The organism is Clostridium sp. BJN0013, assembly GCF_040939125.1.
Lineage (GTDB): Bacteria > Bacillota > Clostridia > Clostridiales > Clostridiaceae > Clostridium_B.
In genome coordinates this window covers 1946703-1965479 of record NZ_CP162495.1, presented here as the reverse complement: position 1 = coordinate 1965479, position 18777 = coordinate 1946703, and the positions used below count along the sequence as shown (strand labels likewise).

At 28.6% G+C, this 18777-nt stretch carries 17 protein-coding genes and 1 CRISPR repeat array; of the genes, 2 read left to right on the top strand and 15 right to left on the bottom strand.

Features of this window, described 5'->3' with window-relative positions:
• From cas1b to AB3K27_RS10110, 10 genes are all read right to left on the bottom strand, one after another.
• A complete protein-coding gene (cas1b, locus tag AB3K27_RS10155; RefSeq protein ID WP_368491068.1) occupies positions 1 to 993 on the bottom strand; it encodes a type I-B CRISPR-associated endonuclease Cas1b in 993 nt (330 codons plus the stop codon).
• A 20-nt stretch (positions 994 to 1013) separates the two neighbouring features.
• Positions 1014 to 1505, bottom strand: coding sequence for a CRISPR-associated protein Cas4 (cas4, locus tag AB3K27_RS10150; RefSeq protein WP_368491067.1), 492 nt, complete (start codon positions 1503 to 1505; stop codon positions 1014 to 1016).
• A 241-nt stretch (positions 1506 to 1746) separates the two neighbouring features.
• Positions 1747 to 2169, bottom strand: coding sequence for a hypothetical protein (locus AB3K27_RS10145; protein WP_368491066.1), 423 nt, complete (start codon positions 2167 to 2169; stop codon positions 1747 to 1749).
• 252 nt (positions 2170 to 2421) lie between these two features.
• Positions 2422 to 2982: direct repeats of the CRISPR family, unit length 30 nt; unit sequence GTTTCAATTCCTCATAGGTAGTCTAAAATC.
• 363 nt (positions 2983 to 3345) lie between these two features.
• The gene (locus AB3K27_RS10140) at positions 3346 to 4746 is read right to left on the bottom strand and encodes a zinc ribbon domain-containing protein (protein ID WP_368491065.1); all 1401 of its coding nucleotides are present in this window, start codon (positions 4744 to 4746) and stop codon (positions 3346 to 3348) included.
• Between the two features lie 38 nt (positions 4747 to 4784).
• On the bottom strand, positions 4785 to 5672 hold the full coding sequence (locus AB3K27_RS10135; protein WP_368491064.1) for a zinc ribbon domain-containing protein: 888 nt from the start codon (positions 5670 to 5672) through the stop codon (positions 4785 to 4787).
• A 608-nt stretch (positions 5673 to 6280) separates the two neighbouring features.
• Entirely contained in the window at positions 6281 to 7531 is a 1251-nt protein-coding gene (locus AB3K27_RS10130; RefSeq protein ID WP_368491063.1) for a sensor histidine kinase, read from the bottom strand.
• Positions 7532 to 7537: 6 nt separating this feature from the next.
• On the bottom strand, positions 7538 to 8233 hold the full coding sequence (locus AB3K27_RS10125; RefSeq protein ID WP_368491062.1) for a response regulator transcription factor: 696 nt from the start codon (positions 8231 to 8233) through the stop codon (positions 7538 to 7540).
• Positions 8234 to 8305: 72 nt separating this feature from the next.
• On the bottom strand, positions 8306 to 10840 hold the full coding sequence (locus tag AB3K27_RS10120) for an ABC transporter permease (protein ID WP_368491061.1): 2535 nt from the start codon (positions 10838 to 10840) through the stop codon (positions 8306 to 8308).
• A 7-nt stretch (positions 10841 to 10847) separates the two neighbouring features.
• Positions 10848 to 11519 (bottom strand): ABC transporter ATP-binding protein, encoded by a 672-nt coding sequence (locus tag AB3K27_RS10115; protein ID WP_368491060.1) that lies wholly within the window; start codon positions 11517 to 11519, stop codon positions 10848 to 10850.
• Positions 11520 to 11939: 420 nt separating this feature from the next.
• The gene (locus tag AB3K27_RS10110) at positions 11940 to 12212 is read right to left on the bottom strand and encodes a hypothetical protein (protein ID WP_368491059.1); all 273 of its coding nucleotides are present in this window, start codon (positions 12210 to 12212) and stop codon (positions 11940 to 11942) included.
• A gap of 277 nt (positions 12213 to 12489) precedes the next feature.
• Between AB3K27_RS10110 and AB3K27_RS10105 the strand changes: the two genes are divergently transcribed.
• Entirely contained in the window at positions 12490 to 13113 is a 624-nt protein-coding gene (locus tag AB3K27_RS10105) for a helix-turn-helix domain-containing protein (RefSeq protein ID WP_368491058.1), read from the top strand.
• A gap of 32 nt (positions 13114 to 13145) precedes the next feature.
• On the opposite strand, the gene AB3K27_RS10100 is transcribed toward AB3K27_RS10105, so the two are convergent.
• The 5 genes from AB3K27_RS10100 to AB3K27_RS10080 all read right to left on the bottom strand — a co-directional run bounded on the left by AB3K27_RS10100 (position 13146) and on the right by AB3K27_RS10080 (position 17520).
• Positions 13146 to 13529 carry a hypothetical protein gene (locus tag AB3K27_RS10100; RefSeq protein WP_368491057.1) on the bottom strand — a complete coding sequence of 128 codons (384 nt, stop codon included), beginning with the start codon at positions 13527 to 13529 and terminating at the stop codon, positions 13146 to 13148.
• Complete coding sequence (locus AB3K27_RS10095) at positions 13526 to 14605, bottom strand: radical SAM/SPASM domain-containing protein (RefSeq protein WP_368491056.1); 1080 nt, start codon at positions 14603 to 14605, stop codon at positions 13526 to 13528. The genes AB3K27_RS10100 and AB3K27_RS10095 overlap by 4 nt, the downstream gene beginning before the upstream one ends.
• Before the next feature lie 222 nt (positions 14606 to 14827).
• On the bottom strand, positions 14828 to 15526 hold the full coding sequence (locus tag AB3K27_RS10090) for an RsiV family protein (RefSeq protein ID WP_368491055.1): 699 nt from the start codon (positions 15524 to 15526) through the stop codon (positions 14828 to 14830).
• 63 nt (positions 15527 to 15589) lie between these two features.
• Positions 15590 to 17062 (bottom strand): MFS transporter, encoded by a 1473-nt coding sequence (locus tag AB3K27_RS10085; protein ID WP_368491054.1) that lies wholly within the window; start codon positions 17060 to 17062, stop codon positions 15590 to 15592.
• Positions 17059 to 17520 (bottom strand): MarR family winged helix-turn-helix transcriptional regulator, encoded by a 462-nt coding sequence (locus tag AB3K27_RS10080; RefSeq protein ID WP_368491053.1) that lies wholly within the window; start codon positions 17518 to 17520, stop codon positions 17059 to 17061. Before AB3K27_RS10080 ends, AB3K27_RS10085 begins: the two co-directional genes overlap by 4 nt.
• Before the next feature lie 144 nt (positions 17521 to 17664).
• Here AB3K27_RS10080 and AB3K27_RS10075 point away from each other — a divergent pair, with 144 nt between their 5' ends.
• A complete protein-coding gene (locus AB3K27_RS10075; protein ID WP_368491052.1) occupies positions 17665 to 18750 on the top strand; it encodes a UvrB/UvrC motif-containing protein in 1086 nt (361 codons plus the stop codon).
• Positions 18751 to 18777 lie beyond the last annotated feature (27 nt).

Here is an 18777-nt window from a genome sequence, read left to right as displayed (position 1 = left end):
TCACCACCTCGCTATAAAGCCAATATATTCTTCATCTTGTGTAATATGCTTTTGTATTTTATAAAGTTCCATTCTGATTAATCTCTTATAACTGACTGGCTTATTAAGATTAGGATGTTTTATGGTGGTATAGAGTTTGTTATTATACTCTTGTAAAAATTTCTTTTTACCATTTTCAGATAACAATATTCCATTAAACTCTTCTTGAAAATCCTTCACTGTAATTATATTTTTATTTAATAGTGAAAATATACATCTATCCACCAGTATAGGCTTAAATATTTCAGCTATATCTAAATTTAAAGTAAACCTTCTCATATTGGTAGAATGCAGGTATCCTATTCTTGGATCTAGATGTGTCTGGTATATTTCTCCAAGTACCGTAGAGTACATAACTGAATTCCCAAAACTTATAAGTGCATTTATACTGTCTTTAGGAGGTCTTTTACTCCTTCCTCTAAATTTAAATTCTTCATTCTTAATTATTTTATTAAAACAGGTATAGTATTTTTCTCTTATATTTCCTTCTACTGCCATAAGCTGTTCAATACTTTCTGTCCCTTCCATAGTTTTTGATTTATTAAAAATATCTACTATTTCACTTTCCAGTTCAATCCCCCTGCTTTTGTAGTATTTAAGCACTACCATTATATTCTCCACTGCTGCTTGTATGATTTTCCTTGCTAGATACATCCTTTTGTGAAAATCCAAATAAAATTCACACTGCTTTAATATAACATATCCTGAATTATAATGTTCCCTTGGATAGAAGCTTCCCGTATAATAGCCATAATAATTAAAAAAATGCAGGCATATTTCTTTTTGAGATACAAAATCCAGGAATCTTTTATTTAAAGTAACTTCTCCAAATATCCATATATTATCTATTTCTTCTACAGGTATATATTTTTTTCTGCCTTCACTTTCAAAATATAATGTATTTTCTTTTCTCTTTAGTTCTCCATCATTAAATATATAAATGTCCTTTTTCATTTTCTACACCTCCAATTTGACTAAGCAAAGCAATATTCTCTATAAGCACAGTTTTTACAGTAGGGAATCTTTTTTACACTAGGAGGCTTATCCAAACTACATATATATTCTATATCAGAAATCATTTCAGCTAATTTTTTATTTGAAGTATCATCTAATATGACTTCTTCTCTTTTTCTCTCTTCAGGATAGAGAAGTTCCCCACTGGCATGTATTCCTGTATCTTTCAATGTTTTTAGATAAAACATTAGCTGCCATTTAGATGCCTCTTTATATTTAGATGATTTTTTAGTTTCACCTATTACCATCTTATCCTTGGAGCGAAATATTACATCAAATTTTATATTGCCAAAACTTATTTCCTTTTTATTTCTTTTATAAGTATTTTCATGTATAAATCTTCCTATATCTACATTTTCGTCCTGCTGATCCGGTACAATTTTTCTGGACATAAGCCACAATTCCCTTTTACAAATATTATAATACCATAAAAATACACCATTTATATCCAACTGTGATTCTCCTTTCCACAAATTATATTTTTGTGCATTGGAATACTTTATTTACATAATTATATCATAATAATCTTTCTCATAATCATCAAAAAATGATAACTATAAAAAACAACCCAGGGATTGCTTAAACGCATTGGTAAAATTATGAAGTTTTTATTATTAATTCGAATTCCTCATAGGTAGTCTAAAATCTTAAACAAAATAAAAAGCCCTATTAAGGCTTTTTTATTAACTCAAATTAGCTCATATTAATTACAATATGTCCTTTAGCTTCTTTACCTGTAATTTCAACTTTTAAATTTTTAATATCGTCTTTTTCAATTTTTATATTCTTTTTACTAATTGAACCATCTTTTTCGAATATAACTCTATTATCATTGTGAATTTTTAGATTTAGATTCCCATCCTCAATATTAGAATTAATTTTCATGTTAAAGGTATCTTTTTTTGAAACTATTTCCTTAGTATCACTACCATTTAAACTTTCAAATTTAACATCATATTTATTATTTTTAGAATTATCAGTCCAACCTTTACCATTAGCATCCCATGATAGTTGTTTTATACTAAAATTATTCTTTGCAGTAACACTTGTATATGAATAAACTCCTATAAAACACACTATTGCAATCACTATAACTCCTAATATAGCCTTTTTCATTTCTAATCATTCCTTTCTACTATAAAAGTAAAACTAAAATATAGAACTAACTATCTATAATTAAATTATTAAGTATACTTTACCATTATTCAACTATTAGCTGCTATAGTTTTCATATTTTATACATGGAAGATTTTTTATAAACATTTTGGTACCAACTTTCAAACCCTAGTTCACTTCCTGGATTTCTCTGCCATCTCTTAAGCCTGTCAACAAAATCATTAGGGTTTTCATTAACAGTTAATGTTATACAGTTTCAATTCCTCATAGGTAGTCTAAAATCTGTCAGTGAGTGACCATTATAACTCTTTTGATTATGGTTTCAATTCCTCATAGGTAGTCTAAAATCTTACCCACTCTGTCTTTATATTATTTATCTAACTCAGTTTCAATTCCTCATAGGTAGTCTAAAATCGCCTACCGCTGCAAGTCCTACACCTGTACCTATCAAGTTTCAATTCCTCATAGGTAGTCTAAAATCGATACCAATTTCCCAATGGAGACAAGCACATTTAAAGTTTCAATTCCTCATAGGTAGTCTAAAATCAGAAATTAGTAAATTAGAAATTCAAGATAATCATAAGTTTCAATTCCTCATAGGTAGTCTAAAATCACAGGAACGGAAAGATTTTACGGAAGTGCTGGGACTAGTTTCAATTCCTCATAGGTAGTCTAAAATCTTATGGTCTTCAAAGCCAGTTCAAGAGCACTTCTAAAGTTTCAATTCCTCATAGGTAGTCTAAAATCCCTATTCTGCCTGCTTGCCCAAAAGCCCCATAACCAGTTTCAATTCCTCATAGGTAGTCTAAAATCCCATCCACATACTATTATAACAGGGTTCATGAAAATATCAACATATTAATTAAATGTTAATAAGAATCACAAACCCCTGTAATATTTTACTTTTTTAATTTATCGAACCCCGGGGTTTTTTACGCTACTGGGGGTCGACGAAAAAACTCATTTATTTAACAAAACTTCACTTTGATATTTTAATGTATTCATTAGGTTCGTATATAAGCTATTTCTGAATTAGCATAATTTATGTTTTTTACTTCTTTCAGCTTCATTAATTTCTGTAACATCCTAAATCTTTTAATATATCTATATTGTTAGTAAAAGAACTGTTCCAATCAAAACAGTTCTCAATCATATTTTCATTAAAAATATTGATAACTATTTTGCACTTGTTATACTTGAAAGTTGATAACTTCCCATATTTTCATTGTATTTAAATCCATAAATATATTTAAAATTCTTCACAGAACTTTGTCCATCTTTAGTTATTTTATAAACTTCCTCTGTGGTTACAGTGCCAGACTTATTATCATCAGATATAGAATAAGAAATGACATTATATGACATTATATCTTCATTTATTCCTTTATTATAGGTATCTAAAATATACTTAGCTTGCTCATTATACAAATTACTTCCCGGATATAAATAAGGCTCTACATCGGAAAAATATCCATAATTAACAGCATGACAAAAGGAATTAGTGTATATATCTACAAGATTATGCAGCTGAGCTTCTATACCGTTTAGCTGTGCCTCCGAATCACTGAAACTTAAATCAATATTACTATCACCTTCAACTACTGTGTGTTCATTACTTTTTAACTTTTTTCCATTTTTATTAGCTATTGCATATATTTTCATTCCTGGATTCACCGGTCCAAAATTTTCTGCATCTCTTATCATAACTTCGGTATCCTTGCTATTTACAAAGATCTCTGCATCGGGATAATCACCATCTATATTTACATAATTTAAATCTTTAAATACATCCACACTCACTTTTCCATTAGTAGAATCTACGAGATCAATATTATAGGTTTTATTCAAGGATATGTGTTTCCCTTTATATTCTGCATATAATTTATATTTTCCAGGCATGAAAGGTCCAAATTCCTTGCTAAAATCATCTGTGTCACTTTTCCCGATCTTACTATCGCCCAGAAATAGTTCTACATCTTTTATACCCGTTTTGACATCTATAAAAGTTGGTTTTATATTTATCTTGTATTTCGGGAAAAATAACAATATCCTTCCATCAACAACAATATCAAAATTATTCCGTGAATCGGCACTTACCTCTTTAATTAAATTAACATTTTCAAGTTGACTATTCATATTATCTGTTATTTTGTTAAGATATGATGGATTGTCCTTAAAATATGTTAACAAATAAGAACTATTTTTTTTATCTATTTTTAATCTATTATCATTAGAATAAAATATATTGCTCAAATCAGATTTATTGCCAGATAAAATATCAGATTCAAAGCGTGCCACTATTCTAGATGGTTTTGACAATGACTTACCTATAAAAATAAAAGAACCTATTATAATTATACCTATTATTATAGTGAGCAATATAACATTCTTTTTTTTTCTTGGCAAAAGCATATGTCCTTCGTTAGAATTATCACTATCTATAAATTGCTGTGTATCAATTATCTGTGTATCATTATCATCGAATTCATATTTTCCAGAATAAAAATTATAACCACAATTATGACATACGGATTCATCTTTTTCTAATTTTGAACCACACTTATTACAAAATTTCATATTTATCACTCCAAATCATCAGTTTATTTAACTAAATACTATAAATTTAAACTCTTTATATCATTTATAATGGAAGACATTATATTTGATATAACAGAAGGCATACATTTTTGAAACCACACTATAAGAACAATAATAGTAACCAAATCTATGAATGAAACAACAAATAAAGTATAATTTTCAGGAATTACTAACGATTCCTTTATAATCATGACAAAGCATACCAATGAAACTATAAAGCCAAACAAAGCTATAGCTAGTCCAATATTAAATGATAAGTATGAAAATAAAATTGAAAAAAATTCAAAATACAGAATTGGAACTGTAACTATAAGTGCTGTTTTATAGTATTGAAAAACTCGTGGTTTGCTCTTTGATAAAAGTGTATTTGCCAGATAGAGTAATATAAAAACAACTAATATTGAAACTAAAATTAGTATAAAATTTTGTAGGAATATCTCTCCATAAGGTATTTTTACAATTGATTTCATCCTGTCAAGTTGTATAGTTATTTCATTAATATCGTTACTACTTATTGAACTAGAATATTCACCAGGAACAATCAAATTTATTATCTTAAGTATCTTACCTGCAAGTTTTATTACAATATAATTTATGCTTGAAACAATCTGATTTATTCTCCACATACCCAAAAGTCCATGCATAATTGCAATAAATATAGTTAATATAATTACTGCATCCTTTCTACTGTCATTTATAAATCTTTTAGCTGTGGAAATTGGTTTTAAAAACATATTTATAAGAATATCCATAACTACCTTAAAATTAATATCTACTTTAATACTCTGTACGTTTTTATTCCTAATTTGTATATTTTCATCTAGATCCACCCTTTTACTTCCACAATCGGAACAGTACACATCCTCTTCTTTGAATTTTTTCCCGCATTTGGAACAATATGACATAAAATCTCCTCCCACTTCTACAAATTCAATACTTTTTAATTTTTTCTAATGTTTAATACACTTTCATACTTCTAAAATTGTAAACACTATATCAACTTGTTCTCACAAAATTCATTTTTTATAAATATTCTACAAAAAGTTCTAAATTCCTTTTTATATTTTACAATTTGTTAAAATTCTCAATTGAATTGTAGAAAAAGTGGTTATGATGTGAAATAAGAAATAGTAATCGAATTGATATGAAAAAATCTAAATATGCTGAAAAGCAAATGTTATAATGCACTCCCTTCTTCAAAGTAGGAGATAAGCATTACTACGCCCCTAGATAAGTTCTGCTAAAATTTATATGTTGACATATTTAAGATGGTTATATTAAATATATCAACACATTATTATTTTACAGCTTTAATAATAGAATGCTATTTATTTGATTTTTTATCTTTAACCACCATTATAATTATAGCAGCACAAATAATTCCTCCTACCAGTAAAAAATCAGAAATCATACGCATTCCTTTCTTTAATAATTGATATAATTTATTATATCTAATCTTCTCTTCTTATGACATCTATTATATTTTCTTTTTAATTCCTGATATATGGATAAATTAAATGAATCTGTTTAAAAAAATAACCTCAAAGGTAGTTCCCTTACCCATTTTACTTTTTACATTAATCATACCCTTATTTCCTTCAATTATGGATTTTGAAAGTGCCAGTCCAATTCCAATAGATTCTTCATTTCTATTTGTTCTTCCCTTATAGAATCTCTCAAATATATGTTTAATTTCTTCCCTGTGTATTCCTTCGCCATTGTCCTTAACTATTATTCTAGAACATACCTGAGATTTCTCCGTAAATATTTGGACTTTCCCACCTGGTTTAGTGTGCTCAATGGCATTCTTAATTATATTTATAATAGCTTCATTTATCCAATTTGGATCATGATTAACCATAATTTCATTTTCTTCAGGATAAAATTCAACTTCAACATTTGCATTTTCTGACTTTATTTTAAGTGATTCTATAGACTCTGTTACAGTTTTATTTATATCATTACTTTTTATTTCAAATTTTACTGCTCCTACATCAAGTCTTGCAAGTTGAAGCAAACTTTTTACAAGCCACTGAATTCTATTTAGCTGATTCTGGCTGATCCTTAGAAATTCAATTTTCTTTTCTTCATTTATTTTTCTATTTAAAAGTATATCATTATATATTATCAAAGAAGAAATAGGAGTTTTTATCTGGTGGGATATATCTGACAGGGTATTTATTAGAAAATTTTTTTCTTTCTGAATTTGAATTAAGTTATTTTTTAAAATAACTCTCATATTGTTAAATGTATGGGCAAGCTTTGCAAATATACCCTCAGTATTTTCATAAATACCTACATCAAAATTGTAATCTATTATATTTTTTGCTGCTAACATAAGACTTTCAAGTTTTTTATACATTCTTACATATTCAATACTATTTATCAAAAATACAATTATAAAAAAACAAGCCATGGAAAAAAGCACAGACTTATTTAAATTACTATAGTCCGCTTTTAATTCAGGTAATAAGTTTATATTCAAATTTTCCTTATAATCATAATTGTTAAGTATCTTTCTTCCAAATTCAATATCTTCCTGACTGCTGCCTTTTGTTATTATAGATACTACTTCATATTTAAGTTCAGGATGAATTTTTACTATTTTCCCTACTAAAGCTGCATTGTTATTTATATAATCTTCTTTTACCCTTTCATAACCTCTATTGAGAATAAAAAAGTTTATTACCATAAAGATTATTGCCAGAATTAATATAACACATGAACTCCTCTTAAGTTCTGGATTTTCATAATACAAAGTCATATTATTCTACTCCCTTTCAACTTTTATATCCCACTCATACCCGAAACCTCTTCTAGTTTTTATGTACTCAGGATTTGAAGAATCCTGTTCTATCTTTTCTCTTATCCTTTTTATATACACCGAAAGAGTATTGGCATCAAAGTAATCTCCGCTTCCATCAGTGAGCTCATTCAATATCCGTTCTCTACTCATAACTTTTTGGGCATTAGTCATAAAAAGTAAAAGCAATTTATACTCCTGCATAGAAAGCGCCACATCATGTCCTTTTTTATAAACTTCCAATCTTTCTGTATTTAAAACTATATCTTTGCATTTTAATATTTTAGGCTTATAATTCTTACTTTTTGTTCTTCTTAAAATAGCTTTAATTCTAGATACAAATTCTTTTACCCTAAAGGGCTTTGTTATATAATCGTCTGCTCCTATATCCAGTCCCAAAACCACATTTACTTCTTCATCACAGGCAGTTAGAAATATAACTGGAACCTGACTTTTTTTACGTACATATTTACATACATCATATCCATTTTCATCTGGAAGCATTACGTCTAATACCAAAATATCAAAAACTTCACTATTGAAAGCCTCTACTGCTTCCCTGGCATATGAACATTTTACAACATCATATCCTTCATCTAAAAGTGTAAATTCAATTCCAAGAGCCAATGCTTTATCATCCTCAAGAAGCAATATTTTACTCAAATTAGCAGCCACCTCCACTAAAAATCATATTTAAAAATATGTGTTGTAATAATCAGCTAATATATATTATAACTAATCCTCTTCTCTTATGACATCTATTATATTTTCTTTTTTAATTTTTGATAAAGGTTTAATTACAGATATGAGTCCGATAAATATTGCAGCTATTGTACTAATAAATATCATACTCCATGGAATGCTCCATTTAAAATCCATAATTTTTCTCATAGGAAAAGATAATCCATAGGATAGCAAACTTCCAACAATTCCACCGTAAAGAGCACCATACAATCCATATAAAACTCCTTCTGTTAAAATCATAAGCCTTATATTTTTATAAGTCATGCCAAGTGCACTTAAAGAGGCTATCTCTTTTCTTCTTAAAACCAAGTTTGTGGTTATGGTATTTATTATATTAACAGCCCCTATGAAAGATATTACAGCTATAAAACCATACATAAGAATTAAAAGCTGAAGTGAATCTGCCCTTCTTGCCTGATTTATTTTAACTATATCTCTTAATTTTACCCCATTACTATCACATAAGGGTTGCAGAAATTCATTAAATTTATCCTCATCTTTCTCATTCTTCAAAGTTATATCTGCTGTTTTAATGGGAAACTTATCTTTACCTGTTATATTTTTTATTACGTCCTTCGTTATTATTATATTTAAAGACTTGTTGTCTCCATTATAAAAATAATAGGGATCATTTTCCACCACAGCTGCTACTTTAACTTTAACCATATTGTAATTTGTTAAATTGGAACTACTATTTTCTTCCGTGTAATCTTCACCTGTCATGCCTTTATAGAGCATATTTTTATTTATATAAAAGCTGTCTCCTACTTTTAAATTAGTAATTGCCCCGTTATAATATTTTTCATTTATAGTCATTTTATTATTTTTGACTAGGATAACACCATTTTCCTGTTTCATGTAATCAGTATCTTCTCTGCCCTCTTTTATATAGTTTTTAATACTTGTCATTTTATCCTGGTCATATATGTCCATAACTGCATCCATAGAATTTACAATTTCATTTTTAACGCTTACCTTTTTATATATTTCCGGTGCATTTTCAGCTATATAACTGTTCTTTTCACTATCAGAAATAAAAATATTTGACTGGTAGGTTCCATAGGATATATATGCTTTATCTACAAGATTATTTTTCTTTATTTTATCTATAAAATCAGTTTTAAGGGAGCTATCACCACTTTTATCAATTATACCAATAACCCAAAAATGCATTTTATCACTTTCAGACGGAGCTTCTGTGAAATTTTGCATCATACTTATAAAAGAGGAGAAAAATATAAATAAGGCTATACTTATTACCATGGAAAAAACAGTAACTCTAAACTTTTTCCTATTTCTTTTTATATTTTTAAATGCCATAACACTTTCTATATTTAAAAACTTTTTGAGTATCCTTCCCCTGTTTCTATTTATCTTTTCCCTTGATATATACGCCCTACTGCTTATGGCGGCTAAAGGTGATACCTTCCCTGCGGATCTTGCGGGAATAAATGCAGATATATATACAGCCGCTAATCCCACCAGAGCACTTATAATAAGTACATAGTATGGAATTACTATTTTTAAAGTCCCAAATAATGTACCTGACATTATGCTAAATACTTTGCTTACCACAAACATTGCAAATATTCCCCCTAGAAGTCCAAGTGGAATCCCTGCTGCACTTATTATGGAAGCTTCTCTTAAAACTATTTTTCTTATTTGTAAAGGTGTGGCTCCCACGGCCCTTAAAAGTCCAAACTGTTTAATTCTCTCCATTACACTTATTTGAAATGAATTATATATAATTGCTATAGTAGCCATTATAATTATTACTATTACTATTGCTGCCGTAGAATAAAGGCTTTTATTCAAATCATTGCTGCCCTCACCTGAATAATCCAACAAATGCTTATTACTTATGCAGTTTTCCTTAAATTTCTTACTTAACTCATCTACAGTATTACGTATTCCTCCACTTTTATATATAGTCATATATATTGTTGATCTTTCTATATCAAATTTATTTGAATAGGTCATTCCTAAAGCAATACCGTTATACTGAGTTTGAATTTGATTGGGAATAATTCCTGTAATTTTAAAATTTTTCATCTGACCACTAGCTGTTTTTAGCTTTATAGTATCACCTATCTTAGGAGAATTGTCCATATATTTAAATATCCAGTTCTCAAATGCTATTTCTCCTTCTTTCTGTGGAAGCCTTCCTTTAATTGCTTTATAATAGTCTGGCAAAAGTTCCAGAGAATTTTTATCGAACTTATCAATTTCTATCTTCTTACCTTCATTTACATCACATTCCAGCCAGTTTTCCTGAATACCTATGCTGTCAATTTTAGCATTGTTTTTTAATTCATTATAATCCTCATTACTTATATTTGAAATTTTGACATGAAATCCACCTTCCGATTTTATGGTACTTTCAATAAATGAATTTTGCAAGCTTTTTATAAAAAGTCCTACAGAGGTTATTAAGGCTACAGAAAGTATTATCCCCAAAATAGTAAGCAACATTCTCTTTTTATTGTGTTTTAAATATTTATCTGTTATTTCCTTATAGCTTTTCATGTATTTATCACCCCCTATTTATTTCTCCGTCACCTATGGTAATTACCCTTTCTGCCTGGTCAGCCACATTCATATCATGAGTTATGACAATTAAAGTTTGATTATACTTTTTAGATGACAGCTTTAAAAGCTCTATAACTTCTCTGCCATTTTTACTGTCCAAATTTCCTGTGGGCTCATCTGCCAGGATCAGGGCAGGTTTATTTATGAGAGCTCTGCCAATGGATACTCTCTGCTGCTGGCCTCCTGAAAGCTCGGAAGGAAGATGTTTTATCCTATCTTTCAATCCCAACATGCCTATTATTTCATTTAAATAATTTTTATCTACTTTTTCTTTATCTAAAAGTGCAGGAAGGGATATATTTTCTTCTACATCCAAAACAGGTATAAGGTTAAAGAATTGAAATACAAACCCAATATTTCTTCTTCTAAATATAGCCAGCTTTTGTTCATTTAATTTATATATGTCCTCACCATCAACATACACTTTTCCATCTGTTGGTCTATCAAGTCCTCCTATCATGTGAAGAAGTGTACTCTTGCCTGAACCAGAAACTCCCATTATTGCTATAAATTCACCTCTATTTATAGTAAAAGATACATTTTTTAATGCCTCTACCTTATTTTCTCCTTCACCGTAAATTTTTGATAAATTTTCAACTTTCAATATCTCATCCATATTTTTACCCCTTTACTTATAATTTGTCATAGGTAATTACCCTTTCCTAGTTCATTATATTTCTTCAATTGCACTACAACAATGACTTTAGACTTACAACTTAAATATGAATCTTACATTTTTGTAATTTTATTTTTTATCAGAACATCACAATTCTAATTACAACAATAAGAATAAATATAAAATATAATAGATTGGGTATAATGATTAATGCTCATAAAAATACTTTATTATCTCACTCATTATGTTTTACCTTAATTAATAAAAGCCCTGGGGTTGTCAGGGCTTTTATTATAAAGATTTTTATTTGAAGAATATCTTATATTTTAATTAAAATTGTTTCCCATATATTGCATGCAGTTTAAAACTAAAAAGTAATTTAATAATATACAAAATAGATATATTGAAATTAAAAAATGCCTATTTGCAGTAATTCACATTATTTGTACTAGATTTTTTTACTGAAAAAGCATCTCCATCAGAATATCCTATCAGCACACCACAAATAAGTGCAAATCCTTCAGAAACTCCAATTTTTTTGTCTAGTTCAACTTCAACATCCAATCCCGGCAGAGGTGAAATTACATAACAAGAGCCAAATGCAAGTTCAGTGGCAGCAATAGTAATATTGGCAGCTGCACAAGATACATTAGCCTCATTATATGGTGCACTTTCAGGGGCAGAAATCAACATAAAAAACCACCTTTAATTTTTATTTTATTATACTTACAATTATAACAGTTTTTATCATATTATGTATGAGTTTAAATACTTCATTGATATTTAGAAATTTATATCTCTAGGTATTTGCCCGGAACTTACTCAAAGCTGTTACTGGAGATATTTTTGACAATTTTCGAGTAATGTGAGTAGCTTTTTTAGAAACTTTTATAATGTAATATCTTTTTTAGAAATAAAATATGGTTTTTATTGTATTTATTATAAAATATACTTGGGAGTTGGTACAGTTATGAATTTTGCAATGAGACTTAGAGAACTTAGAGAAGAAAACAATTTGACCCAGGGAGCAATTGCTTCAATTTTAAATCTCACCAAGGCAAATATATCAAAATATGAACTTGGAAGACTACAACCTAATATTGAAACACTGAAGCTTTTATCAGATTATTTTAATGTTTCAATAGATTATCTAATTGGCGTAACAAACATAAAAAAAGTGGAATCCAATTACCTCTCAAGGATTCCTATATTTCAAATTACTAAAAATCATCCATCACTATTTATCGCTGAAAATATCAGCGGATATGAATATTTTGACAAGCCTCAGGAGCTTTCTAAAAATTACTTTTTCTTCAAAGTTAAAGATAACAGCATGTCAAATGCCCGTATATTTAAAGACGATTTAGTGTGTATTTGTAAACAAGATTATATAGAAGATAATAAATTAATGCTTATACAGGTGAAAAATATGGGTATTATACTAAGAAGAGTATTAAAATGTGGAGATAACTTAATAATATTACCAGAAAATCATAAATATAACCCTATAGCCTTGTCTAAAGAAGAACTAGAAGAAGATTCTTTCAAAGTTATTGGTAAGGCAGTTTATGTTAAATTTTATATACACGAATAGGCAATAATCCAAATTGACTATTCGTATCTTCTCTAATATCCAGCTTCCTTATAAAATATAAAATTTTCATCTTCATGATCAAAATCCATATGACATAAAGTACTATAGATATTACTTATTTCATCTGATACTGCACCTTCATAAAATATAAATTCATCATTACCAATTATTTTCTTATACATATCTGGCAATTCGGAAATATCCTCACATCCGTAATCTTCTAATATTTCATCTAATTTAAATTTTGATGAGTTTGAATAAATAATAGAAGCAAACTCCTCAGCTAATCCTCTCAGAAGTGAATCTTCAGGTACTTTCATCATATTTAATATTTTTTCCTTTGTCAGTTCATCTTTTACACCTAAGATAAAACTTGATGAAGAACTATTGGTAACAAAATCCATTCTTATTTTCATAATTTATACATTTCCTCTCTATTGCATAATATAATACTTCTGCATAATGGGCATCCTCCCATGCAATTAACTTTTTCCCTGCAATGGGGACATGATTTTTTTAGTTTATTTCTAAAATTTTCAAATATATCACTGTTCCAGGCATCATCTATACTTTTATCTTTTAAGTCCACAGACCATTTTAATTCCTGATCAAAACTACAGGGTAGAGCTTTCATATCTGGAGTAATATACATAGACCATCTAGCTGCTTCACAGGTATCAATACTGCAGATATTAAAATTATTATTAAAATTTATTAGTGCTGGCACACTACAACTGTCAAAACCTATTTTGAAGGGATATTTTTTTGACATTATATTACTAAAAAAACTTCTCACAGGTATATCTTCATATTTTAAAACATTATCTTCTTTTCCCAGACCTACAGGCTTATGTATTAAAAATATAACTGCATTTATTCCATTTGGAAAACTATTATTTTTAAGCATATACAAAGCTTTTTCTATACTCTTGTCACTTAATACATAATGAATATTGACTTTTACACCTGAATTTTTAAACATATCTATGGCCTCTATAGTATATTCTTCAGAATACCATGAAACTGCAACTGCACCACAATATTTTTTTGTTAGTTCTACTTCCACCTCATCCAATAAAAATCCTGATGTGGTATAATTGGGAACAATATTATTCATCCATGTATATTTCAATATTTCGGCAAAATTTTCATGTTTATTAGGATCACCTCTTCCCCCAAGTGCTACTTGAAAAGTCTTTCCTTTTATTTCATCTATTATTCTAATATAATTTTCTAAACTCATATTTTCATCCTGTATATTCATACCATTTTGATAGCATTGAACTCCTGCTTTTAAGCACAATCCAGATTTTCCATGAATACAATGACCCATAATTCCTATATCTATAAGTTCGGGAAAAGAAGATTGGAATGCTTCTATTCCAGTGTCTTTTCCCGAACTATTTAATATTCCCGTTCTCATGTAAAATCCATTTTCTGTATTAAATACAGAAACAAAATTATAATTTTTATCAAATTTTTTTAATATCATTAAGATTTTAACTCCTTTAAAGTAATCGCTTGTACTCCTATCAAGTGATTTAGAGGCTAAGATGCAGTTTACTTATAAAGAGTACTTTTTTCAAATAGTATATAAATATTATAGTATCTTTTTTGGATACTATCAATATGTTAATGATTATTTTTTTCTGAAATAGATATAAAAATATAAAGTACATGAATTTACAAGAACGTATTCATGTACTTTATATTTTTATCTCATCAGCTTAGCTATAGGTCCTCTAGGACTCAGAATATTGGCTATTTTCTCATATGGAATTTCTATTTTAAACAGTCCATAATAATAAGGCGTATATTCATAAATTTGATAATAAAGCACTAAACTATTAGGAGTTAAATAAAATTGCTGATTTTCAGTAATCCCATTGTATTCATTAATTAAAGTAATATTATTTTCTTTGATATACTGCTTTGCTATAGGATCTAGAAATCCCTTATAATATACTTTGCTATTAAAAAGATCACTAAAACTATAAATTTGACCAGTTTTTACATTGGCTGTCATAGAAGAATACAAAGTAGAACCGTGGGCTGCCCTATTTACATAAATATACATGCTGAACAATATGCTTAAAATCCCATTTTTATTTAACATCACTTCATAATTTCCAAGCACCTCATTAAAGTCTACAGCTCCAATTTGAAGTACCTGTTTTTTAAAAAGTTCACTTACCTGATTTATAATTTCATTATTGACTTTACCCACACCACTTCCTTTATAATTTAAAGGATCTATAAATGGATACTGTATGCTAAAATTAGCAGGGGCAAGCTTTTGTTCCTGCAGTTTTATGGATTTTTTAAGATCTTCTTTGTAAGTGTCATTACGATAATAGGGCTCTTCAGCTTCAAAAGGATATTTATATTTATGAGGATACCTAAAGTAAATCATTCCGGATTCCTTTCATATACACGCTTTCACCCTCTATTATATTCTTCTAATTTAAATAATATGTCAAATTGCATTATCTTCCGATGTTTTTGATTTTTTCATTTTAAGTTTGATTTCATCTCCTTTATTGCGATAAAACCTTAAAGCTGTGATTGCAACTCCCACTAAACATAAAATTCCAGCAGATATGTATACCCATCTCATTCCATAGATAAATATATCATCCCTGCCCTTAACATAATCCACTACCCTATATCCAATCCTGTAACTCATTCTATTATACAGAAGTAAAGTGGCAACAGCTGTACCTAAAACCAACCCCAGATTTCTAATAAGTGCATTTACACTTCCGGCTATACCAAGTTTATTTTTAGATACAGTTGACATAACCAGTGAATTATTAGGGGATTGAAACATTCCATTTCCTATAGTCATAACTACTATATATACTACTAAAATAATTAGAGAAGATTTTTCACTTAAACTGGATATTAAAAACAGACCTATGCTTGTAAGCAAAAGACCAATTAATGTAAGTATTTCCGAGCCAATCTTATCTGACATATATCCGCTAATAGGAGCCACTATAGATAATACCACAGGGGATACCATCATAAATAGCCCTGTTGCAGCAGGTGAAAACTTTAATACATCCTGAAAATAAAAGGGTAATATTATATTTGAAGCACCAATACAAATAAAAGAAATAAAGGCACATATTATACTTATAGAAAATAAGCTGTTCTTAAAAATTCCAAGTTCAAGCAGGGGAACTTGTATTTTATTTTCTACAATAATAAATATTACAAAGGATACAAATGAAATAATAAAGGCACTTATTACAAAAGGATTATTGTATCCTATGCTCTGGCCTTGAAGCAGTGCTCCAAATAAAAGTACTATAAATACAGTAAATAGAAGAGAGCCTTTTCCATCTACTTTTTCTTCAACTACATCATGAGATTTTGGTAGTACTTTCATTGCCATTATAAATACAATTATCCCAATAGGCACATTGATTAAAAATATATATTCCCAGCTTACAGCAGAGACAATTAGCCCTCCAATAGGTGGACCTGCCATAGAACCCAGTGCAACAAAAGTGCCTATCAGTCCAAGTGCTCTACCCCTTTCATGTTTTGGAAAAACCTGAGTTATAATTCCTTGATTGGTGGCCATTGTAGCAGCAGCTCCCACTGCCTGTATAACTCTTGCAGTTACAAGTAGAGGCAGGGAATGTGTAAATCCACATAAAAGGGAGCCTAATGTGAAAACCACTACTCCAAATTTAAACACTTTCATTTTTCCTTTTATATCCCCAAGTCTTCCAAATATTAAAATGGTAGCTGAAATGGTTATAAGAAAGCTGGTAACCACCCATGAAATTTGTGCCATATTAACATTTAGTTTATCTGACATATTAGGTAGGGCCACATTTACAATGCTTCCATCCAATGTGGCCATAAAAGTAGCTGAAATAACAGTAAATAAAATTATCCATCTTTTTTCATAGGTTTGATTTTCGGTCTTATTCAATTCTTTTTCATCCTTTCGCAGTTTTTCTCCCTATATTTTTTCCCATTTTCTAAAACTTGTTCTAAAAATTCTATAGATATTTTTATGTCCTTTTCATCATTTCCATATATTAAAATATCAATCCAATTATGAATAGTTTCTATAATTTCAGGAATTATAGCTTTTGCTTTATCCGTTATATAGAGTTTATATGCTCTTATATCTTCCTTATTTTCCTCTTTTTTTATATAACCCAGTGATATTAATCTTTTAATGGTTCTTGCAGACATGGATTTATCTACATTAAGTTCTCTGCTTATGTCACTTTGGCTTATACCTTCTTTTTTACTCAATACAAGTAAATATGGGTATGTACCTGTAGTAAGATTATATTTTTTTAGTTTTTTATCAATATAAACCTGGGTACATCTATATATATTGTTAGTTAACTTAATTAAAGTTTGTGCTTTATCATTCAATTCTATTTTACCCCTTTCATTAGATAAAATAACATAATACAGTTGATTAGTCAACCATACTATAATCTACAGAATTCTCTTGTATATATTACAGCTTTAATCTATACTATAATCAAATCATATATGTGTTTAGGAGAAAAGTCTATGGATTTAAAAGAAAAAATTGAAAAACTTCCTTCTTCTCCTGGCGTATACCTCATGAAGGATTCCCTTAATAGTGTTATATATGTAGGAAAATCAAAGAATCTAAAAAGCAGAGTTGCATCATATTTTCAAAATTCAAGATCACATACTCCAAAAGTTCTAAAGTTAGTCAAAAACCTAAGAGATTTTGACTATATACTTACAGATACAGAATTTGAAGCCCTTATGCTGGAATGTAAATTAATAAAACAAATAAAGCCTATATATAACAGACAAATGAAGAATACCCAATCTTATTGCTATATAAAGATTAACCAGAAATATCCTGATATTAAAATCTCCAATGAATATGTAAAAAATGACGGAAATCTTTATTTTGGACCATACTCAAGTAGAAACACAGTAGAACGAGGCATTCAAGGCATAAAGGAATGCTGCAAAATATTTTGCAGCAACAATTTCCAAAAAGCTTCATGCTGTTTAAATTATTCTTTAGGCTTATGTTTAGGTATGTGCTTAGGCAGTACTGAAAAAAAACAGTACTCCTCTATTTTTGATAAAATAATAAATCTGCTTAACGGCACTGATAAAAGTATTATTGAAGAAATGGAATACAACATGAATAAAGCATCAGAGAAATTTAATTTTGAAAGTGCCGCTAAATATAGAGATTATATAAGTGCAGTAAATTATCTGCTAAATAAAGCCAAAATCTCTAAATTCACAAAAAAGAATAAGAATATAGCTTTGCTGGAATATTTGGAATATAATAGTGTGAAATTTTTTCTTATTAAAGGAAATAAAGTTATTTTTAGTAAAAAATGTTATTTGGAAAACATTAATTTTCAAAAATTGAAATCTTTTTTGAAAAGTAATATTTTATTCTATTTTAATAATAAAACTATAAAAAAGTCCACAGAACTCCATAAGGAAAAAATGGACGAATCTCAAATAATCTACTCCTATTTAAAAAGTAAATCCGTCAACCGTACATATATTGTGATTTCTTCCAAATGGCTTAATAATCCAAATGATACAAGTATAGATAAGGCTATTAATAAATTATTATTTTCTATATCCCATTAGATTTTAAAACAAAAACTCTTAATTATT

Coding starts and splice junctions, on each gene's coding strand:
- AB3K27_RS10095 (WP_368491056.1), bottom strand. CDS start 14,605: ATGATATTAAAAAAATTTGATAAAAATTATAATTTTGTTTCTGTATTT.
- AB3K27_RS10145 (WP_368491066.1), bottom strand. CDS start 2,169: ATGAAAAAGGCTATATTAGGAGTTATAGTGATTGCAATAGTGTGTTTT.
- AB3K27_RS10135 (WP_368491064.1), bottom strand. CDS start 5,672: ATGTCATATTGTTCCAAATGCGGGAAAAAATTCAAAGAAGAGGATGTG.
- AB3K27_RS10090 (WP_368491055.1), bottom strand. CDS start 15,526: ATGATTTACTTTAGGTATCCTCATAAATATAAATATCCTTTTGAAGCT.
- AB3K27_RS10140 (WP_368491065.1), bottom strand. CDS start 4,746: ATGAAATTTTGTAATAAGTGTGGTTCAAAATTAGAAAAAGATGAATCC.
- AB3K27_RS10105 (WP_368491058.1), top strand. CDS start 12,490: ATGAATTTTGCAATGAGACTTAGAGAACTTAGAGAAGAAAACAATTTG.
- AB3K27_RS10100 (WP_368491057.1), bottom strand. CDS start 13,529: ATGAAAATAAGAATGGATTTTGTTACCAATAGTTCTTCATCAAGTTTT.
- AB3K27_RS10120 (WP_368491061.1), bottom strand. CDS start 10,840: ATGAAAAGCTATAAGGAAATAACAGATAAATATTTAAAACACAATAAA.
- AB3K27_RS10115 (WP_368491060.1), bottom strand. CDS start 11,519: ATGGATGAGATATTGAAAGTTGAAAATTTATCAAAAATTTACGGTGAA.
- AB3K27_RS10130 (WP_368491063.1), bottom strand. CDS start 7,531: ATGACTTTGTATTATGAAAATCCAGAACTTAAGAGGAGTTCATGTGTT.
- AB3K27_RS10110 (WP_368491059.1), bottom strand. CDS start 12,212: ATGTTGATTTCTGCCCCTGAAAGTGCACCATATAATGAGGCTAATGTA.
- cas1b (WP_368491068.1), bottom strand. CDS start 993: ATGAAAAAGGACATTTATATATTTAATGATGGAGAACTAAAGAGAAAA.
- AB3K27_RS10075 (WP_368491052.1), top strand. CDS start 17,665: ATGGATTTAAAAGAAAAAATTGAAAAACTTCCTTCTTCTCCTGGCGTA.